The organism is Bacillus sp. NPDC094064 (assembly GCF_050279585.1).
In the GTDB taxonomy this organism is placed as follows: Bacteria; Bacillota; Bacilli; order Bacillales; family Bacillaceae_G; genus Bacillus_A.
The window spans coordinates 76,641-100,326 of the sequence record NZ_JBNNUI010000002.1; the positions used below are offsets into that span (position 1 = coordinate 76,641).

24 protein-coding genes and 2 other annotated features are annotated in these 23,686 nt (G+C 36.8%); of the genes, 15 read left to right on the forward strand and 9 right to left on the reverse strand.

What is annotated here, in order from left to right; genetic code table 11:
- Positions 1–46: 46 nt before the first annotated feature.
- From ACQKNI_RS04945 to ACQKNI_RS04965, 5 genes are all read right to left on the reverse strand, one after another.
- Positions 47–514 carry a CotY/CotZ family spore coat protein gene (locus ACQKNI_RS04945; RefSeq protein ID WP_098252435.1) on the reverse strand — a complete coding sequence of 156 codons (468 nt, stop codon included), beginning with the start codon at positions 512–514 and terminating at the stop codon, positions 47–49.
- A gap of 141 nt (positions 515–655) precedes the next feature.
- Entirely contained in the window at positions 656–2,722 is a 2,067-nt protein-coding gene (locus ACQKNI_RS04950; RefSeq protein ID WP_427282238.1) for an ATP-dependent helicase, read from the reverse strand.
- A 99-nt stretch (positions 2,723–2,821) separates the two neighbouring features.
- Complete coding sequence (locus ACQKNI_RS04955; protein WP_088231412.1) at positions 2,822–3,244, reverse strand: GNAT family N-acetyltransferase; 423 nt, start codon at positions 3,242–3,244, stop codon at positions 2,822–2,824.
- Between the two features lies 1 nt (position 3,245).
- Positions 3,246–3,764 carry a YjcG family protein gene (locus tag ACQKNI_RS04960; RefSeq protein ID WP_088231411.1) on the reverse strand — a complete coding sequence of 173 codons (519 nt, stop codon included), beginning with the start codon at positions 3,762–3,764 and terminating at the stop codon, positions 3,246–3,248.
- A gap of 93 nt (positions 3,765–3,857) precedes the next feature.
- On the reverse strand, positions 3,858–4,589 hold the full coding sequence (locus ACQKNI_RS04965) for an alpha/beta hydrolase (protein ID WP_088231410.1): 732 nt from the start codon (positions 4,587–4,589) through the stop codon (positions 3,858–3,860).
- A 202-nt stretch (positions 4,590–4,791) separates the two neighbouring features.
- On the opposite strand from ACQKNI_RS04965, the gene ACQKNI_RS04970 reads away from it, so the two are divergent.
- On the forward strand, positions 4,792–5,703 hold the full coding sequence (locus ACQKNI_RS04970) for a DMT family transporter (protein WP_088231409.1): 912 nt from the start codon (positions 4,792–4,794) through the stop codon (positions 5,701–5,703).
- A gap of 76 nt (positions 5,704–5,779) precedes the next feature.
- Positions 5,780–6,175 (forward strand): PH domain-containing protein, encoded by a 396-nt coding sequence (locus ACQKNI_RS04975; RefSeq protein WP_088231408.1) that lies wholly within the window; start codon positions 5,780–5,782, stop codon positions 6,173–6,175.
- 25 nt (positions 6,176–6,200) lie between these two features.
- Here ACQKNI_RS04975 and ACQKNI_RS04980 read toward each other — a convergent pair whose 3' ends face one another.
- Complete coding sequence (locus tag ACQKNI_RS04980; RefSeq protein WP_098252433.1) at positions 6,201–6,596, reverse strand: Ig-like domain-containing protein; 396 nt, start codon at positions 6,594–6,596, stop codon at positions 6,201–6,203.
- 161 nt (positions 6,597–6,757) lie between these two features.
- Complete coding sequence (gene putP, locus ACQKNI_RS04985; RefSeq protein ID WP_088231406.1) at positions 6,758–8,230, reverse strand: sodium/proline symporter PutP; 1,473 nt, start codon at positions 8,228–8,230, stop codon at positions 6,758–6,760.
- Positions 8,231–8,536: 306 nt separating this feature from the next.
- Positions 8,537–8,774, forward strand: a binding site (T-box leader).
- A 42-nt stretch (positions 8,775–8,816) separates the two neighbouring features.
- Positions 8,817–9,061, forward strand: a binding site (T-box leader).
- A gap of 52 nt (positions 9,062–9,113) precedes the next feature.
- Between putP and trpE the strand changes: the two genes are divergently transcribed.
- The 10 genes from trpE to ACQKNI_RS05035 all read left to right on the forward strand — a co-directional run bounded on the left by trpE (position 9,114) and on the right by ACQKNI_RS05035 (position 18,305).
- Positions 9,114–10,532, forward strand: coding sequence for an anthranilate synthase component I (gene trpE, locus ACQKNI_RS04990; RefSeq protein ID WP_140417401.1), 1,419 nt, complete (start codon positions 9,114–9,116; stop codon positions 10,530–10,532).
- Positions 10,529–11,116, forward strand: a complete 588-nt coding sequence (locus tag ACQKNI_RS04995) for an aminodeoxychorismate/anthranilate synthase component II (protein WP_098252431.1) — start codon at positions 10,529–10,531, stop codon at positions 11,114–11,116. The genes trpE and ACQKNI_RS04995 overlap by 4 nt, the downstream gene beginning before the upstream one ends.
- A complete protein-coding gene (gene trpD / locus ACQKNI_RS05000; RefSeq protein ID WP_088231403.1) occupies positions 11,113–12,138 on the forward strand; it encodes an anthranilate phosphoribosyltransferase in 1,026 nt (341 codons plus the stop codon). Before ACQKNI_RS04995 ends, trpD begins: the two co-directional genes overlap by 4 nt.
- Position 12,139: 1 nt before the next feature.
- Positions 12,140–12,901, forward strand: a complete 762-nt coding sequence (gene trpC / locus ACQKNI_RS05005; protein ID WP_088231402.1) for an indole-3-glycerol phosphate synthase TrpC — start codon at positions 12,140–12,142, stop codon at positions 12,899–12,901.
- Positions 12,898–13,512: a phosphoribosylanthranilate isomerase gene (locus ACQKNI_RS05010; protein ID WP_088231401.1), complete on the forward strand. Its 615-nt coding sequence runs from the start codon at positions 12,898–12,900 to the stop codon at positions 13,510–13,512. Before trpC ends, ACQKNI_RS05010 begins: the two co-directional genes overlap by 4 nt.
- The gene (gene trpB, locus ACQKNI_RS05015; protein ID WP_098252430.1) at positions 13,509–14,702 is read left to right on the forward strand and encodes a tryptophan synthase subunit beta; all 1,194 of its coding nucleotides are present in this window, start codon (positions 13,509–13,511) and stop codon (positions 14,700–14,702) included. Before ACQKNI_RS05010 ends, trpB begins: the two co-directional genes overlap by 4 nt.
- Before the next feature lie 3 nt (positions 14,703–14,705).
- Positions 14,706–15,482 carry a tryptophan synthase subunit alpha gene (gene trpA / locus ACQKNI_RS05020; protein WP_098357504.1) on the forward strand — a complete coding sequence of 259 codons (777 nt, stop codon included), beginning with the start codon at positions 14,706–14,708 and terminating at the stop codon, positions 15,480–15,482.
- Between the two features lie 73 nt (positions 15,483–15,555).
- On the forward strand, positions 15,556–15,915 hold the full coding sequence (locus ACQKNI_RS05025; RefSeq protein WP_088231398.1) for a DUF4029 domain-containing protein: 360 nt from the start codon (positions 15,556–15,558) through the stop codon (positions 15,913–15,915).
- 115 nt (positions 15,916–16,030) lie between these two features.
- Positions 16,031–17,530 (forward strand): L-lactate permease, encoded by a 1,500-nt coding sequence (locus ACQKNI_RS05030; protein WP_098252428.1) that lies wholly within the window; start codon positions 16,031–16,033, stop codon positions 17,528–17,530.
- A gap of 91 nt (positions 17,531–17,621) precedes the next feature.
- Entirely contained in the window at positions 17,622–18,305 is a 684-nt protein-coding gene (locus ACQKNI_RS05035) for a DUF2278 family protein (RefSeq protein ID WP_088231396.1), read from the forward strand.
- A gap of 296 nt (positions 18,306–18,601) precedes the next feature.
- Here ACQKNI_RS05035 and ACQKNI_RS05040 read toward each other — a convergent pair whose 3' ends face one another.
- Positions 18,602–19,435, reverse strand: coding sequence for a hypothetical protein (locus ACQKNI_RS05040; RefSeq protein ID WP_088231395.1), 834 nt, complete (start codon positions 19,433–19,435; stop codon positions 18,602–18,604).
- A gap of 196 nt (positions 19,436–19,631) precedes the next feature.
- On the opposite strand from ACQKNI_RS05040, the gene ACQKNI_RS05045 reads away from it, so the two are divergent.
- A complete protein-coding gene (locus ACQKNI_RS05045) occupies positions 19,632–20,414 on the forward strand; it encodes a zinc ribbon domain-containing protein (protein WP_088231394.1) in 783 nt (260 codons plus the stop codon).
- Between the two features lie 19 nt (positions 20,415–20,433).
- Entirely contained in the window at positions 20,434–21,669 is a 1,236-nt protein-coding gene (locus ACQKNI_RS05050) for a TcaA 3rd/4th domain-containing protein (protein ID WP_088231393.1), read from the forward strand.
- 37 nt (positions 21,670–21,706) lie between these two features.
- Here ACQKNI_RS05050 and ACQKNI_RS05055 read toward each other — a convergent pair whose 3' ends face one another.
- Positions 21,707–22,135, reverse strand: coding sequence for a hypothetical protein (locus ACQKNI_RS05055; RefSeq protein WP_088231392.1), 429 nt, complete (start codon positions 22,133–22,135; stop codon positions 21,707–21,709).
- Positions 22,136–22,334: 199 nt separating this feature from the next.
- Between ACQKNI_RS05055 and ACQKNI_RS05060 the strand changes: the two genes are divergently transcribed.
- Positions 22,335–23,669 (forward strand): FAD-dependent oxidoreductase, encoded by a 1,335-nt coding sequence (locus ACQKNI_RS05060; RefSeq protein ID WP_088231391.1) that lies wholly within the window; start codon positions 22,335–22,337, stop codon positions 23,667–23,669.
- Positions 23,670–23,686 lie beyond the last annotated feature (17 nt).

Genomic DNA, 23,686 nt, shown 5'->3' on the forward strand with positions numbered 1-23,686 from the left:
GCAGAAAATTCTGCCACCCAATCCATGCTTAAATTAGTATTTAGTTTTATATAGAAACATCGCGTAAGCATTGAATAGCACAGAAGCAACTTAAATCAACAGTAAGACAAGCAGCAGTCGATTTTAACTTCGAATGTGGCACATTTAAAAACGTACAAATTGGATCGTCACCTTCTTTTACAGGTGTCCCATCATGATATACTACAGTTAATACACGTAATACTGCGCAGTCATCATCATCTATACTCTCGACACGGAAAATCGAAGAAGTACAGTGCTTAAGGTCTCCTACTGGTGCAAATGCTTTAAAAGGTTCTCCAGCTTTATTGTATAAAATAAAAGGACGTGTATTTGCTACTGCAGCACTATTATGTGCTCCTAAAAATGGGATTTCACAACCAGATCCACACGTTGTGGTTGCGCATTCTTGTAATTCATGTATAAAACGAACGACATTCGATACACAATTAAAATCAAAATCATGTTGGTTATCTTCATTACAATTGCAGCTCATTATGTTCACTCCTTATCGTGAGTTCTGACATACACTATTACAATATGAATGGGATATGGTTGATATTACGTTAATTCATATGATAAAAACAGGGAATTTATGTAGTGGGGATGTACATAACGTGATATGAAAAAGACATCCTTATGTAGTGGATGTCTTTTCAGGTAAATCTTTTCGCACTGTATATAAAAAACGAGATATATCTAATTTCTTTCCTCTGAAAAATTGCGGAGAGGAAATGTAAAGTTCTTCTTTTGCACGTGTAATTGCAACATAAAGTAGTCGGCGTTCTTCTTCTAAAGCTTCAGAAGTATCCGTAACGCGATCATTTGCATCTTTTAAAGAAGAAGTATGGGGCAGAATCCCATCGCTCGCTCCAAGTAAAAAGACGCATGGAAATTCAAGACCTTTTGCGTTATGAATGGACATAAGCGAAACTGCATCTTTTTGTGGCATTGTTTTTAATGCTTCCATTTCTTTTTGACCTTGAATCGCCTCATCAATAAATTGTAAGTAAGATGGAATATCGGTGAAACGAGTGGCAGACTCCATTAATTCTTCTAACATTTCTTCTTGTATATCTTTATGCATCGTAAAGGAAGAACGATCGTTACTTTGTAAGTACTCTAAATATTTTCCTTTACCATGAATAATTTCTTTTAATGCTTTTTTCGGTTCTAATTCTTTTATAAACTTAATAAAATCGATGCGCTCATTTACCTTTTTCACTTGAAAAGGTTTCAAGCTCGGATTTAATAGTAAGAAATGAAGAAGAGAAGGGAAACGTCCCTCACCATATTTCCATTGTTCACGTTCAATAAATGAAATGCAATCATCACGTCCGATATACATCGTTGGTAATATATTTGAAAGTGATTCTAGTCGAAACGGTTCAATCACCAGTCTTAAATGATCTAATACAGGCTTAATTAAAGAATGCTCGTAAAATGATTGACTCGCCCCGTGTTTAATAAACGGGATTTTATGAATTGTAAGCTGGTCTAGTAATGAACGGCTTACAGAGTGTGTGCGATATAGTAAACAAAAATCTTTGAAGTTACGTTCGCCGCTATCCACTTTTTCTTGAATGAGCTGCAAAATTTGATTTGCTTCATCAAGAGTCGTAGCTGGTCGTGCGTAAAATGGTTGTACACCTTCTTCACGAACAGAGTATAGCTCTTTATCAAAACGTTCTTGATTTAGTTTGATAACCTCATTTCCAAGTCCGACGATAAATGGATTGGATCGATAATTCGTATTAAGCGCAATAATCGTAGTGTTATCAAATTCTTTTGGAAAAGATAAAATAATTTGGTGACTTGCTCCTCGCCAGCCATAAATAGCTTGGTCATCATCCCCTGCGATAAATAAATTATTTCTTGGGGTAGCTAACAATTTTACAATTTCATATTGTGCATACGATGTATCTTGGAACTCATCTACTTCAATATAGTGGAACCGTTGTTGCAATTGTGTAAGCAAAGGCGCATTATTTTCTAGCATATAATATGTTTCTAATAAGATATCATCGAAATCAATATAATTATATCGTTGTTTTACCTCTTCAAAACGTTCATATACTTCTTTAAATTCTTGCTCGACTGGTGTCTTCGCTTTTACATCTTTCGGACGATTCAATTTGTTTTTCTCAAGTGAAATCATAGCGAGAATCGTTTCTGCATCATAATCGTCTTTCAAGCGTAGTTCTTTTAAAATTTTCTTTATCATAATTTGTTTATGTTTTTCATTTGCTAAAATTTGCTGATTATATCCTTGGCTACGAAGCAATTTTAAAAAGACAGAGTGAAATGTACCAGCGACAACATAGCTGCTTGCAGCATGGTTCATACCAGGTAAGTTCGCTACGCGCGTTCGAATTTCTTCAGCTGCTTTTTGTGTAAACGTTAGTAGTAAAATATTTCGCGGATGAACTTGTTTTACATTCACTAAATAACCGACGCGAGTTGTTAAAACGGACGTTTTCCCGCTTCCGGCACCAGCTAATGTAAGGACAGGACCTTCTGTTGTTCGTACTGCTTCTAATTGTTTTTCGTTTAAATAAACGTTCTGCTGTTCGAGAGCACGAAAATACGCCGCGTCTGCATCTTCTTCCATAATTAAATGAATAGATGTTTTCGGAATATGATATGTTGCTCGCGGAATGTCAGCGTGTGTTAACGATTTTTGTGAAAATTTTTCTTGTGTCATATATTCACCTTCAAAACTATAGCATCAACATTTAACTTTAGCGGAAGAAAAAGAAAATAGCAATGTAAAAAACAGGAGGGGTTACCTCCTGTTTTCAAATTACAATTCTTTTATCATTACGACGTGCGGGATATTCGCTTCCATAAATACATCAGAAGTCGTTACGTATCCAAGTTTTGTATAGAAATCTTCAGCATGTGTTTGGGCATGAAGTTTCAATTTTGGTAGTGAGTTTTCCTTCGCATGTATTTCAAGTGCATCCATAACAATTTTTCCAATGCCTTTTTTGCGATGAGAACTTAGTACGCAAATGCGCTCCATCTTTCCTATTCCATCAACGATGCGAAAGCGGCCAGCGCCAACTGGAACATCATGATCATATATAACAACGTGTGTAGCAGTTTCTTCAAACTCATCATATTCTTCTTCAGCAGAAACACGTTGTTCGTTCACAAATACTTGCTTACGTACAGAGAATGCATCTCTTAGTTGTTCGTCTGTTTGTACGATTTGTGCGTGCAAATTAGTTGTTCCCCTTTCCAAGGTGGAATGTTTCATATACAGTCCACGTTCCATTTTCTAATTGATATAGAAGATGGAAACGGTCGATAGGTTGCTCATAATAGAAATCTTTCATACGTAATCGACCTAATACATCAGCATGCTCTGCATCTGATAAACCTTGTCCAATTGTTAAATGTGGTACGAAAGCGTATTCGCGTTCTTGTGTAAAGAAACCATTATGCATTTCTTCATTTAAGAAAGTAAGTTCAGGTGTTTTTTCTACTTTAAAATAAAGAACATTATTAACAGGTGCGAATGAACCGACTTTTCCAACATGAAGGGTGAAAGGGTTCGTTTTACTTGCGATTGTATGTAACTCGTTTACAATCGATTCTAGTTGATCATCTTGCGTTTCAAAGGGTGTTTTCAATGTAATATGTGGCGGAACTAATGCGTAGTGCGGATCATAACGCTTACGCAATCCGTTCGCTTTATCTTGAATCATTTTAGATGGAAAAATTACAATGCCTAATTTCATGTTCCAATTCCTCCCTTTGTAAGTCTAGTTAGATTTTGAGAAAAATAAATCTCTTTATCTATTATATCAAATTATTCTGAATACTGCTCTCTATTATTTCATTGATAGAATATGAGAGAAGGCTTTCGGTAAATCTGCTTGCCAATACTTCCATGTATGATTCCCTTCAAATTCTTCGTAATGCGTAATGAAATTTCGATCTGTAAGAAGAGCATTCAAATTACGGTTTGGTTCTACGAAATCAGATACTTGTCCGTCCGTACGCTTTACAGCTGTTTCTTCTGTCCCAATGACGTGATAAAGTTCTAACGCCTGTGGATCTTTGAATTCTTTTGCTAAGTTCATCACTGTTTCATCAACAAATGGTGATTGCATAACGACTTTACCAAATGTATGCGGATACATAAGTGCAGTCATAAAGGAAACTGTGCCGCCAAGGGAATCCCCAATTAAAACACGTCCTTTGCCCATTTGATATGTTGGATAATTTTCATCAATATATGGTGCAAGTTCATGAGCAAGGAAGCGAATATACGCAGCATTTTTCACTTCATTTGGGAAATACTTTTCTTTACGATCGTGTACATTTTTATATGGAATACCGACAATAATTGTACGGTCAATGTCTTCCGTTTCACGAAGACTTTCAATTACACGGTGTGCTTTACCAAGCTGAAAATAATCTCTGCCATCTTGTGCAATTACAACTGTATGTTTGTGTAATGGCGTGTAATTTACTGGTAAGTAAACGAGAAGCGTAACGTCTTCTTGAAGTGATGTGCTATAAAATGAAATTTCTTCAATTCTCCCTACTGTTTGATTCATGTAGATCCCCCTAAATAAAAATTTACTGTAACGATTGTAAGAGCGACGCTTGTAGTGAAAAGGAAAGAAATATTCACTAATAGGTGCCTTAATTTCTATTTTACCATAATGGTACGAAGAATCTAAAAAATTAGTATTTAAGTTATGAAAGAAAACAGATATAATGAAGTGGGATTTTTACAGGTGAGAGGGGAGACAGGATTTGAAACAAGAAAGATCAATCGCACTACCATTAGCAATTTCCATTATAGCCATTTCATTTGCAGCAGTTTTTGTAAAGATGTCCTCAGCACCATCTTCTATTTTAAGTATGTATCGATTATGGATTATCGTACTTATCATGCTGCCAATCGTTTGGAAGAAACGGGAAGAATTTCATAAGATTCAAATAAAAGATTGGGGATTTTTAATTGGATCTGGATTCTTTTTAGCGCTTCATTTTCTTTTATGGTTTGAATCTTTAAAGCATACAACAGTTGCTAGTTCGACGATTATTTTAGCACTTCAACCGATCGTATCTTTAGTAGGAGGCTTTTTCTTATTTAAAGAAAGAACGACATACTCAGCCATTGCGACAATGGGAATTGCGATACTAGGCGTAATGTGTATTGGGTGGGGAGATTTAGGGCTAAGTGAACAAGCGATTTATGGGGATATATTATCCTTTTTAAGTGTAATAGCGGTGGTTGGTTATTTATTTATTGGTCAAACGACAGTAAAAAAAGTATCACACTGGATTTACAGCTTTACAGTCTTTGCATTCGCAGGTATTTTCATGGGAATTTATAATATCGTGCTACAAGTGCCTTTTACAGGTTATACGAAGTGGGACTGGACTGTTTTTCTTTTACTTGCGGTCGTACCGACAGTGTCACATGTAATCAATAACTGGCTGTTAAATTATGTGAATGCAACAACGATTTCAATGAGTATTTTAGGAGAACCAGTTGGAGCATCGATACTAGCGTTCTTCCTACTTGGAGAAACATTAAACGCAATGCAAATTATCGGTAGCATGCTCGTATTGTTTGGTGTATCTGTTTTCTTACTACAGCAACAAAAACGAACAACAAAAAATGTGGTGAACGAGCCTGTGTATACACAGGAATTATAATGTTGGAGGAGAAAAGAGAAGTTGTGTGGCTTCTCTTTTTGTTTTATAGAAATTTAGGTGAAGAAGGGGGAGGGGAATGGAATTTCCATCAAAAAAAGATGCATGGTTATATCCAGTTTTTTTCATTGTTGTGAGTGCTTGTTTTGCACCAATATTTGTAGGGAGAGACTACTTTCTCTTATTTTTTACAATTCCGTTAGCTATCCTATTTAGTTGGAGTTGGTTTTCGACAAAATATATTGTCGGGGAAGAAATCATTACTATTCAATCCGGTTTCGTTAAAAAACGCATATTTATACGAGATATAAAACAAATTTCCGAAACGAAAAATCCAATAGCAGCTCATGCATTGTCATTTGATCGACTTGAAATTGCTTACGGGGCATATGAAACAGAGATTATTTCTCCTAAAGATAAGGAGCGATTTATCTATCTTGTAAAGAGTAAAAACTCAAATATTGAAACAAAGTAAAAGAGTGGCTAAGGAAGCCACTCTTTTACTTTGGATTTATTATATAAGGTTGTACATGAATGACACATAAGTCGCGGAATTTTCCTTCAGCAGTTGTAACAATTACGACTACTCTTCCTGCACTTTTTCCAGTAATCGTTACCGTATCACCTTTTGGATATATGGTGATGACATCAGAGTTCATATTTGTCCAAATAAGCTCTTGATTTGTCGCTTGCTTTGGCGAAATAGAAGCTGATAATTCAGTGCTTTGCCCAGTTTTTATTTTTAACTTATTTTTTTGCATATGAACACCAATAACTGAAATAACAGAAGGAGCAATGGAAATTGTAGGTTTAGGTTGTATGTGTAAACAAGAAGTAGAAGCGTTTGTAATAGGTGAAAATTTTCGTGTTTGTTGTTGCTGGAAAGATGCTAACATATTGGAGTCCCCTTTCTGTATAAGTGCTGATACTAACACTATAAAGGAGTAGTGTTATGCTAAATTTAACGAAACATAAAGAATTTGTTAAGTTCGCGAAGAAGATTGTCGAACTTTGATTAAAAAAACTCTGCTGTTATTGTAACAGCAGAGCTTTCCCTTTATAGATTATGTTGTTTTTCAAAATTCTCAAATTGTTCTTCAACTTCTTTTGAAGATTGCGTTAGTAAACTAACAATTATGATCACTAGTAAACTAATAGCGAAACCAGGAATCATTTCATATAAGAAGTCTTTTAAGAATTTAAATTGTGTCCATATAATAACAGTCGCAGCACCAGAAATCATACCAGCAAGCGCGCCCCATTTTGTCATACGTTTCCAATATAAACTCAATAAAATAGCAGGTCCAAATGAAGAACCAAATCCAGCCCAAGCATATCCAACAAGAGCTAAAATCGTATCATTTTGTTTAAACGCTAAAGCGCATCCGATTAATGCAATACCAAGTACAGCCATACGACCGACAAATACAAGCTCTTTATCAGAAGCAGAACGTTTAAAGAATGTACGATATAAATCTTCAGTTACCGCACTTGAAGTAACGAGTAACTGAGATGAGATTGTACTCATAATAGCCGCTAAAATAGCTGCTAATAAAAATCCAGTAATAAGTGGATGGAATAAAATTTTTCCAAGTTCAAGGAAAATTGTCTCTGGGTTAGATAATGTCAACCCTTGTTGTGAATAGTAAGCAATACCGATAAGACCAGTAAACATAGCTCCGACAACAGAGAAAATCATCCAGCTCATACCAATTCTTCGTGCGCTTTTAATTTCTTTTACAGACGAAATCGCCATAAAGCGTACAATAATATGAGGTTGTCCAACATAACCAAGGCCCCATGCGAATAAAGAAATCATTCCTAAAGTAGAGGCACCTTTAAAAATATCTAAGCGTGTTGGATCTACAGATCGAATTGTATCAAATGCAGGTCCAAGTCCATTCGAATTCATAATTGTTACGATAGGAACAAGAATAAGAGCAATTACCATAATGATTCCTTGCACGAAGTCTGTCCAACTTACAGCTAAGAAACCACCAAATAGCGTGTAAGCTACAACAACTGCTGCGACAATGAATAATCCAACATGATAGTTCATACCAAAGGAATTTTCAAATAATACAGCGCCTGAAACTAGCCCTGAAGCTACATAGAAAGTAAAGAAAATCATAATAACAAGTCCAGATACTAAGCGTAGCATGTGAGATTTGTCGTGGAAACGGTGTTCCAAAAATTCTGGAATAGTAATAGAGTTATTTGCAATTTCAGAGTAGGTACGTAAGCGAGGAGCGACATAAAGCCAGTTTGCGTATGCGCCTAGTGTTAGGCCGATCGCAATCCAACTACTACTTAATCCAACGCTAAACATTGCACCGGGTAATCCCATTAAAAGCCAACCGCTCATATCGGATGCTCCAGCACTTAATGCTGTTACTGCGGGGCCTAGTGTACGCCCGCCAAGCATATAATCTGTTAAGTTGGACGTTCGTTTATAGGCGAAATAGCCGATTACTAACATCCCGAGCATGTAAATAGAGATAGAAGTTAAAGTTAACATCTGCGTACTCATGTAGTTCCCCTTCCTTTTGTCATGTCTTTTGATGCGTTATGCATATTCATAATCTATCATGATTATTCAGAAAAATCCATGCTGAAATATGAATTTTCTGAAATGTAAGCGTTTTTTGACAATGATTTATTTTTTTGATATATAAATATAAGACAAAAAAGCTTAATTTCAATAGAGTATTTATTATATTTACATAAAAAGAGATTGTTTTGTCAATATAATATTGAAACAAGAAAAAAATAATTTTTTCAAAAAAATATTGACTTATGAAAAAAGTTAGGTCTATAATGAGTGCAACTTAAAAAAATGCAAGCGTTGATGAAGAAGAGTACACATGATGAACATGTCAGAGAGCTGATGGTTGGTGCGAATCAGTATGGGATTGATGTGGAATGGGCTTCGGAGCTTCCAAACCGAAACGAAAGAAGTAGGCTTTGGCGACATGATCTCATCGATACAAGAGACACGTATTGTTTTTGATACGGTAAAGTGCGTTACAGTCGTAACGAATTAAGGTGGCACCACGGGAGTACCCGTCCTTTCTATAGGATGAGTACTCCCTTTTTGTATACAAAAAATTAAATAAATGAAATCGTTTAAGTAAGAAGAGTACGTATATTGGAGACGTTTCAGAGAGCTGGGGATAGGTGGGAGCCCGGTGCGGTGCCATATACGGAATGGGCTTACGAGAGGTATGCTGAACAATTATTTTCAGTAGGCAACCCGGGTTCCGCCGTTACAAGGATAAGGTATAAATTTTGTACCTGAATAAAGCGGGATGCTTTTGCATCCAACATGAGGTGGTACCGCGGTATATTTATCGTCCTCTACATATTTTCGATATGTAGAGGGCTTTTTTATTTTTCCGGGCGAGGTGAAGGACATGATGACGAAAGAAGAATTTATAAAGCGAAAAGAACAAGGAAAAACATTTTTAGTAATAGCTGAAGAAGAAGGAGATAGCATTACGCCAATTTCTTTATATAGACGTATGAACGGAAAGAAGAAGTTTTTACTGGAAAGCTCACAGCTTCATCAAGATAAAGGACGTTATTCTTACTTAGGATGTAATCCGTATGGTGAAGTGAAAAGCGTGGGTACGGAAGTAGAACGAACGACATACGGGCAAATAGAAAAGTTGCAAGATAACGTGTTACAAGTGTTAGAAGAAGTAATTGCACCAACGCAAGTAGAAAGTCCATTCCCATTTTGCGGAGGAGCAGTTGGTTATATTGGCTATGATGTCATTCGACAATATGAAAACATTGGAGCAGATTTACACGATCCATTGAATATTCCAGAAGTACACCTTTTACTGTATCGCGAGTTTATCGTTTACGATCATTTACGCCAAAAGTTGTCGTTTGTATACGTATGCAGGAAAGATGATTCAGCAGATTATGAAGAAGTGTATGAAAGGTTGCAAGTATACAAAAATGAAGTATTGGAGGGAGAAGAAACGGAAGGAAATGAAATACAATCAACGTTATCATTCACTTCTTCCATAACTGAAACAGAGTTTTGCGACATGGTAGAAACGGCGAAAGAACATATACGAGCCGGGGACATATTCCAAGTCGTATTGTCGCAGCGTTTGCAAAGTGAATGTATTGGTGATCCATTCGCGTTATACCGAAAACTTAGAATTGCGAACCCATCACCATATATGTTTTATATCGATTTCCAAGATTATGTTGTACTCGGTTCTTCACCGGAAAGTTTGCTATCAGTAAGAGACGATAAAGTGATGACAAATCCAATTGCTGGTACGAGGCCAAGAGGGAAAACGAAGAGAGAAGATGAGGAAATAGAAAAAGAATTATTAGGCAATGAGAAAGAGCGAGCAGAGCATATGATGCTTGTAGATCTTGGACGAAACGATATTGGCAGAGTGAGTGAAATCGGCTCAGTTACAATAGATAAATATATGAAAGTAGAAAAATATTCTCACGTTATGCACATTGTATCTGAAGTTTACGGAACATTGCGAAAAAGAATGAGCGGTTTTGATGCATTAGCTTATTGCCTGCCAGCTGGCACAGTATCAGGAGCTCCGAAAATTAGAGCGATGGAAATTATAAATGAACTAGAGAAAGAAAAAAGAAATGTATACGCCGGTGCAGTTGGATACGTTAGTTTTTCAGGTAATCTTGATATGGCGCTCGCAATTCGAACGATGGTTGTAAAAGATGAAAAAGCGTACGTTCAGGCGGGAGCAGGCATCGTGTACGATTCAGATCCAGTAGCTGAATATGAAGAAACATTAAATAAAGCGAGAGCACTTTTGGAGGTAATGAAATGATTGTACTGATTGATAATTACGATTCATTCACATACAACTTGTATCAACTGTTAGGTGAATACGAAGAGGATATTGTCGTCGTAAGAAATGATCAAATAACGATAGAGCAATTAGAAGCGATGAATCCAAAAGGAATTGTGCTTTCACCAGGACCAGGGAAACCGGAAGATGCTGGTATTTGTATCGATGTCATTCATCATTTTTATAAGAACGTTCCCATATTAGGGATTTGCCTTGGCCATCAAGCAATTATATCAGCATTTGGAGGAGACATTGTAAGAGCAGAGCGCATTAAACATGGAAAAACATCGCGTGTGAAACATAATGGAACGTCAATCTTTTCATACGTAACGCAGCCGCTTACAGCAATGCGCTATCATTCTCTTGTTGCAGCGCAAACGAGCTTGCCAGAGTGTTTTGACATACTTGCGACAGCGATGGACGACGGCGAAATAATGGCAGTTCGTCACAATTATTATCCGCTTTTCGGATTACAGTTTCATCCGGAATCAATTGCAACAGAAGAAGGCGGGAAATTAATACGTGCCTTTTTAGCAGAAGTGAAAGAGGAGGAAAGAGTATGAATAACTATCTTCGCAAATTAATGGAGGGACAACATTTAACAGAAGAGGAAATGTATAGGGCGGGACTTCTTTTATTAAGTGAAAACCTATTAGAAAGTGAAATTGCAGCTTTCCTAGTCTTACTGAAAGCAAAAGGTGAAACTGCAGATGAAATATACGGTCTCGTTCGTGCTCTTCGTGAAAAGGCATTACCGTTTTCGAATCATATAAAAGGTGCGATGGACAATTGCGGGACAGGTGGTGACGGTGCGCAAACGTTCAATATAAGTACAACATCGGCATTCGTACTGGCAGGAGCAGGTGTAAAGGTTGCGAAGCATGGAAACCGTGCTGTTTCTAGTAAAACAGGTAGTGCTGATTTATTAGAAGAACTTGGTGTAAATATTAGTTGTACGCCGGGTGAGATTGACTATTTATTAGAGAATGTAGGAATTGCCTTCTTATTTGCACCAGCGATGCATCCAGCACTAAGGCGCATTATGAAAATAAGAAAAGAATTAAATGTACCGACAATCTTTAACTTAATTGGCCCTTTAACAAATCCGGTGAATTTAGAAACACAATTTGTCGGCATTTATAAACGAGATATGTTATTACCAGTTGCGCAAGTGTTACAAAAGCTAGGGCGGAAACAAGCGCTTGTTGTAAATGGAAGTGGCTTTTTAGATGAAGCTTCATTGCAAGGGGAAAATCATGTCGTCGTTTTAAAAGATAATGAAATAGTAGAAATGAGTATTGTGCCTGAGAAATACGGTTTCTCAAAAGTGAAAAATGAAGAAATTAGAGGCGGGAATCCAAAAGAAAATGCAAAAATTACACTTGGAGTATTGAGCGGAGAAAAGAGTGTTTATCGCGATACCGTTTTATTCAATGCAGGTCTTGCTCTTTTTGCAAATGGAAAAGCAGAAACGATTGAAGAAGGAATTAAACTAGCAACGCATAGCATTGACTCTGGAAAAGCATTAGCGAAACTAAACGTATTAATTGCAGCAAGTAACGAAAAATTAGAAAGGGTGAATTAAAGTGGGGACGATTTTAGACAAAATTGTAGAGCAGAAGAAAGTGGAAGTTGCGGAGTTATATAAAACGTATACACCAGTAAAAGAAAACAGAAAAACACACTCACTTGTAAAAGCTTTAGATCAATTTACTGTCATTGCAGAAGTAAAGCGAGCATCACCATCAAAAGGAGATATTAACTTACACGTTGATGTACGAAAGCAAGTGAAAACATATGAAGAATGCGGCGCTGGTGCAGTTTCTGTTTTAACAGACGGTCAATTTTTTAAAGGATCGTTTCACGATTTACAAACGGCAAGAGAAGAAAGTAACATACCGCTTTTATGCAAAGATTTTATAATTGATAAGATTCAAATTGATAGAGCATACGAAGCAGGAGCAGATATTATTTTGCTAATCGTAGCGGCGTTAACGAAAGAGAAATTAAAAGAGCTGTATAGCTACGTACTAGAAAAAGGATTAGAAGCAATCGTTGAAGTTCATGATGAACAGGAATTAGAAATTGCAATCCAATTAAATCCGCACGTTATCGGTATTAACAACCGCAATTTAAAAACGTTCGAAGTCGATTTAAGCCAAACAGAAAAGCTTGGAAAACGACTGAATGAGGAAAATCTATTTTGGATTAGTGAAAGTGGTATTCATTCAAAAGAGGATATCATCCGTGTCAAACGAGCCGGAGCAAAAGGCGTATTAGTCGGAGAAGCGCTTATGACATCGTCTTCTATTCGTAGCTTTTTTGAAGATTGTAAGGTGAACATATGAAAGTGAAAATTTGCGGGATCACTGATATGGAAACAGCAAAAATTGCATGCGAATATGGTGCGGATGCAATTGGATTTGTTTTTGCAGAAAGTAAACGGAAAATCACTCCAGAGAGAGCGAAAGAAATTATTGAGGTGATTCCGGCACATGTTTTAAAGGTCGGTGTTTTCGTAAATGAATCAGTAGACATGATCCAGAAAATTGCAGATGAGTGCGGGTTAACACATGTGCAATTACATGGAAATGAAGATAATTATCAAATTGAAAGATTGAATATTCCGTCTATAAAAGCGCTAGGAGTAACTTCAGAGAGTGATATGAAAAACGCTCAAGTATATGAAACGGAGTTTATATTGTTTGATAGCCCAAAAGAAAAGTTTCACGGAGGAAATGGAAAGACATTTTCATGGGAGTTACTCGCTCATATGCCAAACGAGTTGCGAGGGAAAACGATATTAGCTGGTGGATTAAACGTCCTTAATATAGACGAAGCAATTCGAACTGTTCAGCCTTATATGGTTGATGTGAGCAGCGGAGTAGAGACAGAAGGAAAGAAAGATATAAAGAAAATAAAACAATTTATTATAAAAGCGAAGGAGTGTTCCAAATGAACTACGCATACCCAGATGAAAAAGGTCACTACGGTATATACGGAGGACGATACGTTCCAGAAACATTAATGCAATCTGTATTAGAGCTAGAAGAAGCATATAAAGAGGCAATGGAAGATGAAGCGTTTCAAAAAGAATTAAATCACTATTTAAAAACGTACGTCGGAAGAGAAACACCGCTTTATTTCGCTGAAAATATGACGAAGTATTGCGGAGGGGCAAAGATTTATTTAAAACGTGAAGATTTGAACCATACAGGAGCTCATAAAATTAACAATACAATCGGTCAGGCACTTCTTGCAGTAAGAATGGGCAAGAAAAAGGTTGTCGCTGAAACAGGAGCAGGACAACACGGAGTGGCAACAGCTACTGTATGTGCCCTTCTTGGATTAGAATGCGTCATCTTTATGGGAGAAGAAGATGTAAGACGTCAAAAATTAAATGTGTTTCGAATGGAATTACTCGGAGCGAAAGTAGAAAGTGTAGCGGCAGGTAGCGGCACATTAAAAGATGCGGTGAACGAGGCGCTTCGCTACTGGGTTTCACATGTGCATGATACGCACTACATTATGGGATCCGTTCTTGGACCGCATCCATTCCCGCAAATTGTTCGTGATTTCCAAAGTGTAATTGGGAAAGAAACGAAAAAACAATATGAAGCGCTAGAAGGGAAATTACCAGAAGCAGTTGTTGCTTGCATTGGCGGTGGTAGTAACGCGATGGGAATGTTTTATCCGTTCGTACACGATGAAGATGTTGCTCTTTACGGCGTAGAGGCAGCTGGAAAAGGCGTTCATACAGAGAAACATGCAGCGACATTAACGAAAGGAAGCGTCGGTGTTTTACACGGATCGATGATGTACCTTCTGCAAAATGAAGAAGGACAAATTCAAGAAGCACACTCTATTTCAGCAGGACTTGATTATCCTGGCGTTGGGCCAGAACATAGTTTGCTAAAAGATATTGGCCGCGTTTCTTATCATTCAATCACAGACGATGAAGCACTAGAGGCATTTCAATTATTAACGAAAAAAGAAGGGATTATTCCGGCGCTAGAAAGTTCACATGCTGTCGCGTACGCTTTAAAATTAGCACCGCAAATGAAGCAAGACGAAGGGCTGGTCATTTGTTTATCTGGCCGTGGCGATAAAGATGTAGAGAGTATAAAACGTTATATGGAAGAGGTGTAAACAATGGGAGTAGAAAAAATTAAAGCAGCGTTTGAAAATGGTAAAAAAGCATTTATTCCGTACGTAATGGGCGGAGATGGTGGACTTGAAAAATTAAAAGAAAGAATTCGTTTTTTAGATGAAGCAGGAGCAAGCATCGTTGAAATCGGTATTCCGTTTTCAGATCCAGTCGCAGACGGCCCAACGATTCAAAGAGCAGGGAAACGAGCGCTAGATAGCGGCGTAACATTAAAAGGTATTTTTCAAGCGTTAATAGAGGTGAGGAAAGAAGTACAAATTCCATTTGTACTCATGACATATTTAAATCCGGTACTTGCATTCGGAAAAGAACGATTCATCGAGAACTGTACGGAAGCAGGTGTAGACGGCATCATCGTTCCAGACTTACCATATGAAGAACAAGACATTATTGCCCCGTTACTTCGCGAGGCAAGCATTGCGCTCATTCCACTTGTTACCGTAACGAGTCCTATTGAAAGAATCGAAAAAATTACGAGTGAATCAGAAGGATTCGTTTACGCCGTTACAGTAGCAGGCGTAACGGGGGCACGTCAAAACTTTAAAGGTGAGATTCATAGTTACTTAGAAAAGGTAAAATCACATACGCATTTACCAGTAGTTGCAGGATTCGGCATTTCAACAAAAGAACATGTAGAAGAAATGATTACAATATGTGACGGAGTTGTCGTTGGGAGTAAGGTTATTGAGCTGTTAGAAAATGAAAAACGAGAAGAAATATGTGAATTAATACAGGCAACAAAACAAAAAGAAGAGGCATAAGTCTCTTCTTTTTGTTTTGCGTAATAAATGTTAAAATATACAGAAAATACATATAATTTAGAGGTGAGAAAGCATGCTAAGACGGAAACTACTATATCTTCTTTTAACTGTACCACTATACGCTTGGCTCATTAGCATGACGAAAATAGAGGTGATGGCTCTATTTTTAGGGTATGTATTCATCTTTTCCAACTTAAATCGCATTCAAGAGCAATCTATTTTAGAAGTATGTATATTTTCGATTAGTATAGAACTATTTAGTATCGTTTCGATTGTATTATTAAATGAATTATTCCGGTGGATCTATTCATTTGAATTAATAAAGCTTGGGAATATTGTATTGCAAGTAATATGTGCTTATATTGTGTTTGTTATGTTAGACAAAATAATTAGGCAGCAGACGGTTTTTCAAGATAAAAGAAACTGGGATTAAATCAAAAAAGAGCCGCGTTGGTTCTTTTTTGATTCTGTTATAAAAACAATTGAAAGTGATTCCATCTGTTATATAATAGTTAAAAATTGTATTTTAAACGAAATGAGATGATAACATGTCCGTATTATTGGCACTTATCCCAATTATGATGATTTTCATTTGTTTATTTTTATTTAAACAAACGTCATTAAGGTCCTCATTAATTTCTTATGCCGTTTCTGTTGGAATTGTTTTACTCTCGCCAACATTTCGGTTAGGGATAAGTGAAACTGTGCACGCAACGATTAAAGGTTCGTTAATTTGTTTTATTGTTGGATACGTTTTATTTTTCGGTATTTTTTTATTTCACCTCATGAACAAAATGGGATACATCGATCAAGTAGCACGTTTTCTAGAAGAAGTTACTCACGATCGCTTATTACAAATGCTGCTTATGTGTTTTGGCATTTGCCCGCTTATTGAATCAGTAAGTGGATTCGGTATTGGCTTCATGGTCGCGGCACCTATTTTTCTTTCATTAGGATATAAACCGTTTCAAGCTGTACTGCTCTCATTTATCGGGTTACTAGCTAGTTCATGGGGAGCGATGGCAACAGGTACGATTATCGGTTCGCAGCTTATAAATATGCCACTCACGACACTTGGCACAAATACAGCACTATTAAGTATCCCGATGTTTGCGTACTTCGTCATTCTTTCTTTACACGTTGTTGGTGGCTGGAAGGCTGTTATTGAAAAGTGGAAAGAAGGAGTAGGATTCTTTCTATTATTTTCTCTCGGAATCTATCTTTCTAACGCATACGTAAGTGTTGAACTAGCAGGTATATTAAGCTCTATCGTTACGATTACATTTGGCTTTCTTATCATTAAACTAAAAGGAAAAAGTGAACAAAATTTAATAACAGAACATGCTGCGGCAACGGAGAGAGAAGTATCTATTATAAAAATTATTAGCCCTTATATATTCTTAACCGTTTGTATTTTGCTTTCTCGCCTCGTTCCAGCATTACATGATTTGCTAAAATCGTATGCAGTTCTCGATTTGAAATCATATTCGTACAAACTAGAAATGCTATATTCACCGGGATTTTGGCTCGGTATGACTTGTTTATTTACGATTATTTTCTTCCGTATTCCGTCTCACATTATTAAACAATCACTCTCGCAAACGATTAAACAATGGATTCCTTTCGCTATTACAACGACAATGTTTATTGCGATTGCAGAACTCATGGGGGCATCTGGCATGCATTCATTACTTGCAAAAACAGCTGGTGAAACATTTGGTACATTTTTCGTTTTCGTTGCTCCGTTCATTGGAGGTATTGGCGGTTTTTTAACAGGTAGTAACGCAGGATCAAATGCAATGTTTATAAAATTACAAATGCAAACAGCACAAAACGTAGCACTCCCGTGGCAATACGTCACAACACTTCAAAACACCGCATCATCAGTAGCGACAATCGCTTGCCCATCACGGATTACACTAGGTGCTTATTTATGTAATATACCGCATCGTGAAAATGAACTATTAAAGAAAACGACGTTAATGATTTCTGGTGCGGTGTTGCTTGTAGTGGTAGAGGTTGTTATTTGGTATATGTTGAGAAAATAAGAAATCCTCCTGAGAAAGGAGGATTTTCTTTTTATATGGATAATGCCTAAAGTATGAAAAGCTTCTACTCAATGAATAGGAGATGAAATGTATGCCCTTAAAAAATTATGGTGTGTTAAAAGGTACAGTTATACAATCAAAGATTGGAAAAGGGAAAACACCTCATTATCAAGTTCATTTACAGGGCGAGGCAGGAGTAGACTATCGTATTGCAATTAACGTAAAGTCGCAAAGTTATCCGTCAGAAGTTTTATATTTTGCAAGCGACAATATTCGGTCAGAGGCGATTCATATTTTACCGACGTTACCATTTGGTTTTACACAAATAAAAAACAATGAACCGAAAGTAGCTTTAGACTACGTAAGAGGTAATTTATTTGATTCAAAACAAATGATTCCTTTACCTGCTGAAAAAGCAGGAGTAGATAATGATTTAAACGAAAAAATAGAACGTTATATAAAACGAGCAATAGAAGAAAAAGCAATTATTTACGCGTTTGGTGAAAGATGGGGACCAGAAGAAAATACACCTGATTCTTACTTTCATTTCGAACCAGGAAACGGTATACACGATATTCACATGAATCAAGGAAATGTAGAGAAATGGAAAGGTGATAATGGTATATGGCAAGACGGAGGAATACTCATTCACTTTGAAAAGGAAGAAGAATGGATCGGTATCTTCCTTGCCTTCCAGTCACAGTCATGGTGTACCGATGAAGAAGGGCATGCTCGTGTTCCGGTTGAGCATTGTGATTATAAGAGAAGTAATTAAAGGGAAGAGCTAGTTCGCAATGAACTAGCTCTTCTCATTATGAGCAAGATATATGTTGTTTAATGGTGAAATTGTGTTTGCAATATGAAAAACAGTGATAGGGTTATTGTTTTTCATTTGTATCGAATAAAGGCGGAGACATTTCTTTTAGTAGATTTGATGGAATTAATGTAGCGGCGGGAAAATATTCACTTGTACCGTATTCGGGGAAAGAAAACGAAGTGATTGGACCATCTATTCCCATTCAATAACTTATTAAATCTGATAAATAATTATTTAAAGATAGAAGAGGGACGTCAAAACGAACGCCCTCCTCTTATTTTATAAAACACAAAACTAACAAGTGTAGAAATACAAGAGAACAGCAGTGCCACACTAGAAAATGCAATGAGATACATATTATATTTCATAACCTGTCCAATTAGCAGATTACTGTCGTATTGGAAAAGACCTGCTATTATATTGAATAAAAATAACACGATAAACATGACGATAACACCGTCTATCGATCCTTTAATGTCTGGTTTACTTAAAGCGATATGAGCAGAAATACAAATGGCGATAAATAAAAATAACCAAAAGGAAGGATTCAATAAATTGCTTATTGTAAATAAGCTTTTTAATAACACAAACGTCGACAAGAACATATTCTGAACCATTTCTAAATTAATAGAAGTAGAGGAAACGGTTGTTTCGAGAGTTGTATTAAATAAAGAATAAGATTCGGGTACGAAATAGCGCATTAAAAGGATTAATGCAGTAATACCAGAAATAATAGGGCCAATTCCAATGAAGAAATTCCCGATTCGTTGATATATGCTTTTTTGATTGTATTGGTGTTGTACGTAACCTAAAGCTCCTTGACTTGTATCTGTTGGGAAGAACTGCGTTGCTACAATTTTATGACGGAATAGTATGCACATAATGGCATGTCCGAGTTCGTGAATAGGAACACCAATCCATGCAGTCAAAAGGAATCCTTTTCTTCCGAAAGCTCTCGACCAATACGTTCTTGTTAGTGATTCTAAATAACCTAATAGAAATCCGATTACAATGATGACTCCAATTAAAGAAAATAGTTGGATTACACTTGTAAGGAGTATTTGAAAAATAGAGTTTACAAATTCCATTGTCTTTCATCCAATCTGTTTAAAATGTTATTTGCTCTGTTTCATAATAGCATTATTTTTCTAGATTGCTAGTCTATATATTTTTCTTCAAAAGGAGGAGTTCATAATCTTCTTCTTGTAGTCATGTTTTATGTACAAAGTCATATATTGAATTTGTAACACCCTATCAGGTATATGCATAAGGAGGGATGAGAGCATGAAATGTTCAGCGTGTCATACAGAGAATGCAGCAGAGGCAAAGTTTTGCGGGAATTGTGGACATTCGTTAACGGAAGAAGTAGTAGCGAGTGGTGTCCCAGAAGGGGGGCATCAACCATCGGCAGCACAAGTGAAGGAAACACGTCCAAATGAAACAGTAGAGCAAGCGAAGCGATTTGCAAGTGGCTATTTCCAGTTTTTTAAACATGCTTTAAAAGCACCGACAGCAATTATGAAAAGTGGCAATATTGAAGTGCGAAATGGAATTACAAGCCTTTTACTTATTTGTTTTTTAGGAGCATGTATTTTTTATAGAATAATGAGCGCTGGGGCAGCACTTACGAGAACATTAGCGCCAGATTTATCTACGCCTTCTTTCTTTGGAGAGTCTATAAAGGTCTTTTTATTTTTACTAATTTTAACTTTATTTGTCGGATTTATTATTTTTGTAAGTGGTAAGATGATGAAATCTTCTTTTTCGTTTCTTGAAGTATTCGGTATATGGGGAACGATAGCGACTCCAGCTATTGCTATATTAGTACTTTCTTTTCTGTTTAGTTTCTTATTAATCCTTTTTTTACCGTTATTATTAGGGCTGGCTACAACGTATATGGGAATTAGTATAGTTGTAGCTATAGCAAAATTAGATAACGGTGGACTAGATCTTGTTTACACTCTTCTTATCGCAAATGTTTTAAACGGAATCGTAGTATGGATTATATTTTGGTCTTACTTTAACATGATAATTCAAACATTTACTGGAGGATTAACTGGCTTCTAAAGAAAAGGTGGGTGAATGGATGAATGTCTGTACAAAGTGCGGAATTCAGTTTGAAGATGGTGTGCAATTTTGTCAAAACTGCGGGACGAAGAGGGGAAATCCTGTAGTAAAGAAGAATATGAACGGTGGTACAAAAGTTGGTATTACACTGTTAGCGCTATTTATTATAGCGATTGTTGGATTGTATTTGTACGGATCATCGTATTATGCGCAGGGGGCACAAGTAGACCGGATGATTACGATTTTACAAGAGAGGGACGGGGAGAAATTAGCTGAGATCATCACGGCAGATGATCCATCAGTTGTTGTAACGAGAGAGAGTGTAATGCCTCTATTTTCGTATATAAAAGAGAATCCATCCTATGTGAATGAATTGAAAGCATATTTGATACAAGGTGAAAAACAAGGGGACGGAATTGAAAGAGCAGATTTTTCTTTAACGAAAGACGGGAAGTATTTCGTTATATTTGATCGGTATAGATTGAAAGCGAAGACGTACTATACAACTTTGCTTTCAAATGAAAAAGGCACATCCTTAAAAATGAACGGAAAAGAAATTGATAAGACAGATGACAAAAAGTTTGAGAAGCAATATGGACCGTTTCTTCCAGGAACGCAAGTATTTCAATCAGAATATAAAAATGAATATGTAAAACTATTACGCGAGGAAAAGGTCGTACTTATGAAACAAAGCCAAAATAATGTAACGATCGATTTAACGTTACAAGGAAAATATATTACAGTTCAAACGAATATGCCAGGCGCGACATTGTACGTGAATCAAAAACCAGTTACAGCGCTGGCTGGAGAAGAAATTACGTGGGGACCGATAGCGACTGATGGAAGCGCGACGATTTATTTAGAACGAAATGGAGAAAGTGGACGGGAAACGACGAAAGTAGAAACGGTAACGGCACTTTCGTCTTATAATCTTCCATTTCAAAAGAAAAGTGAAGAAAAAACAGTTGTTTATAATGTTGCTCCGACGCCCACGACTGGGTATGTATATAATGGTTTCATCTTTCCAGATAGTGATATTCGAAAATTAACGAGTTCAGATTTAAGATACTTATCGAAAGAACAGTTAAAAATTGCTAGAAATGAAATATACGCAAGGCATGGACATATGTTTCAAACGAAAGATATGCAAGCGTACTTTTCAAAACAATCTTGGTATAGAGAAAATCCATATTTTACAGGAGTGTTGACTAATATTGAGTCTTATAATGTTGAATTAATCAAATCAAGAGAATAGAATACGTGAAAAGGTACAGTGCATAACTGTACCTTTTTTATGGTTTTTTATCTGAACCAGGATCCCTAGAGAAAAAGATGTGGAAGAGGAATGTGACTTTACTTGCTTTTCCTGATGTACTTGCTTGCACATCAGACAAAGCACTAGACGTTAAAGCAGCTTCAGAATGAGGGGGGACGATTATTTTGAGTGCATCTTCTGATTCTGATGATATAGTAACTGTTATTGTATCATCAGAAAAATTTACAATTTTAACAGTACCAACTGGGAAGATGGACTTGCGAGCGTGTGATGCAGAAGCGAAGCGAGAGGCTTTCCAAATCGTTTGTGCAAAAGTCTCATCATTAGATAACCAAGCACGAGCACTATAAATAGTTGCATTAACGGAAAATTCTTGTTCAAGCGGGAGGGCGGGTCTCGGTTCTATCGGTTCCTCTGGAAGCTGGACGAGAAGGCTGGCGCACATGTATGTTTCACCTACTTTCAATAGTTACTGTTATAGCATATTAAACATGTTGTTTATAAGACACGACGGTTACCTATTTACGCATAGTTTTGTACACCAAATTTGTAGATGAAATATTCTTTCTTTACAATAGGGAGAGGTGTTATTTTTATAGAATATGGAAATCGTAAAGAGTATGTAAAATAGAAGGAGTGGTAAAGTGAACTATGTCATTATTGGCGGAGATGCAGCTGGTATGAGCGCAGCAATGCAAATTGTTAGAAACGATAAATCGGCAAATGTTGTGACGTTAGAAAAAGGTGAAATCTATTCATACGCTCAGTGCGGTTTGCCTTATGTAATTAGCGGTGCTATCGCTTCAGCTGAAAAATTAATAGCGCGCAATGTGAAGACATTTCGTGATAAATATGGAATTGATGCGAAAGTGTGTCATGAAGTTACAAAAGTAGATACGGAAAAGAAGATTGTGTACGCAGAGCATACGAAGACGAGAGATGTTTTTGAATTTCCGTATGATCGCTTATTAATTGCAACTGGAGTGCGTCCTGTTATGCCAGAGTGGGAAGGACGAGAGTTACAAGGTGTGCATCTTTTAAAAACAATCCCGGATGCTGAGCGTATAGTAAAAACGCTAGAAACGAATGAAATTGAGAATGTAACGATTATTGGCGGCGGTGCCATTGGACTTGAGATGGCAGAAACATTCGTAGAGCTTGGTAAGAAAGTAAGAATGATTGAGCGAAACGATTATGTCGGTACGATTTATGATGCAGATATGGCAGAGTATATACATAAAGAAGCAGATAAACATCATATTGAAATTTTAACGAATGAAAATGTAAAAGCGTTTATCGGAAAAGAGCGAGTAGAACAAATTGAAACGGATAAAGGCACGTACAAAGCGGATCTTGTTTTAGTATCTGTCGGAGTAAAACCAAATAGTGATTTTCTTGAAGGAACGGGTATACGTACAAATTATAAAGGGGCAATCGAGGTAAATGCATATATGCAAACGAATGTAAAAGACGTATATGCAGCTGGTGATTGCGCCACACATTACCATGTTATAAAGGAAATTCATGATCATATCCCGCTCGGAACGACTGCAAATAAACAAGGGCGACTTGCTGGACTCAATATGGTTGATAAGCGAAGAGCATTTAAAGGTACGTTAGGTACAGGCATTATTAAATTTATGGATTTGACGCTCGCAAGGACAGGCTTAAATGAAAAAGAAGCGAAAGGACTAAACATTCCGTATAAAACAGTCAAAGTAGATTCTACAAATATGGCGGGCTATTACCCAAGTGCCAAACCACTTCACTTGAAATTATTATATCGCACTGACACGAAACAATTATTAGGCGGACAAGTAATGGGAGAAGAAGGCGTAGATAAACGTATTGATGTGATCGCAATGGCACTTTTCAATAAAATGAGTATTCACGATTTAGAAGATGTCGACTTAAGTTACGCACCACCATATAACAGCGTTTGGGATCCAATTCAACAAGCGGCAAGAAGAGCAGAATAGCACTTTTTAAGTGCTAT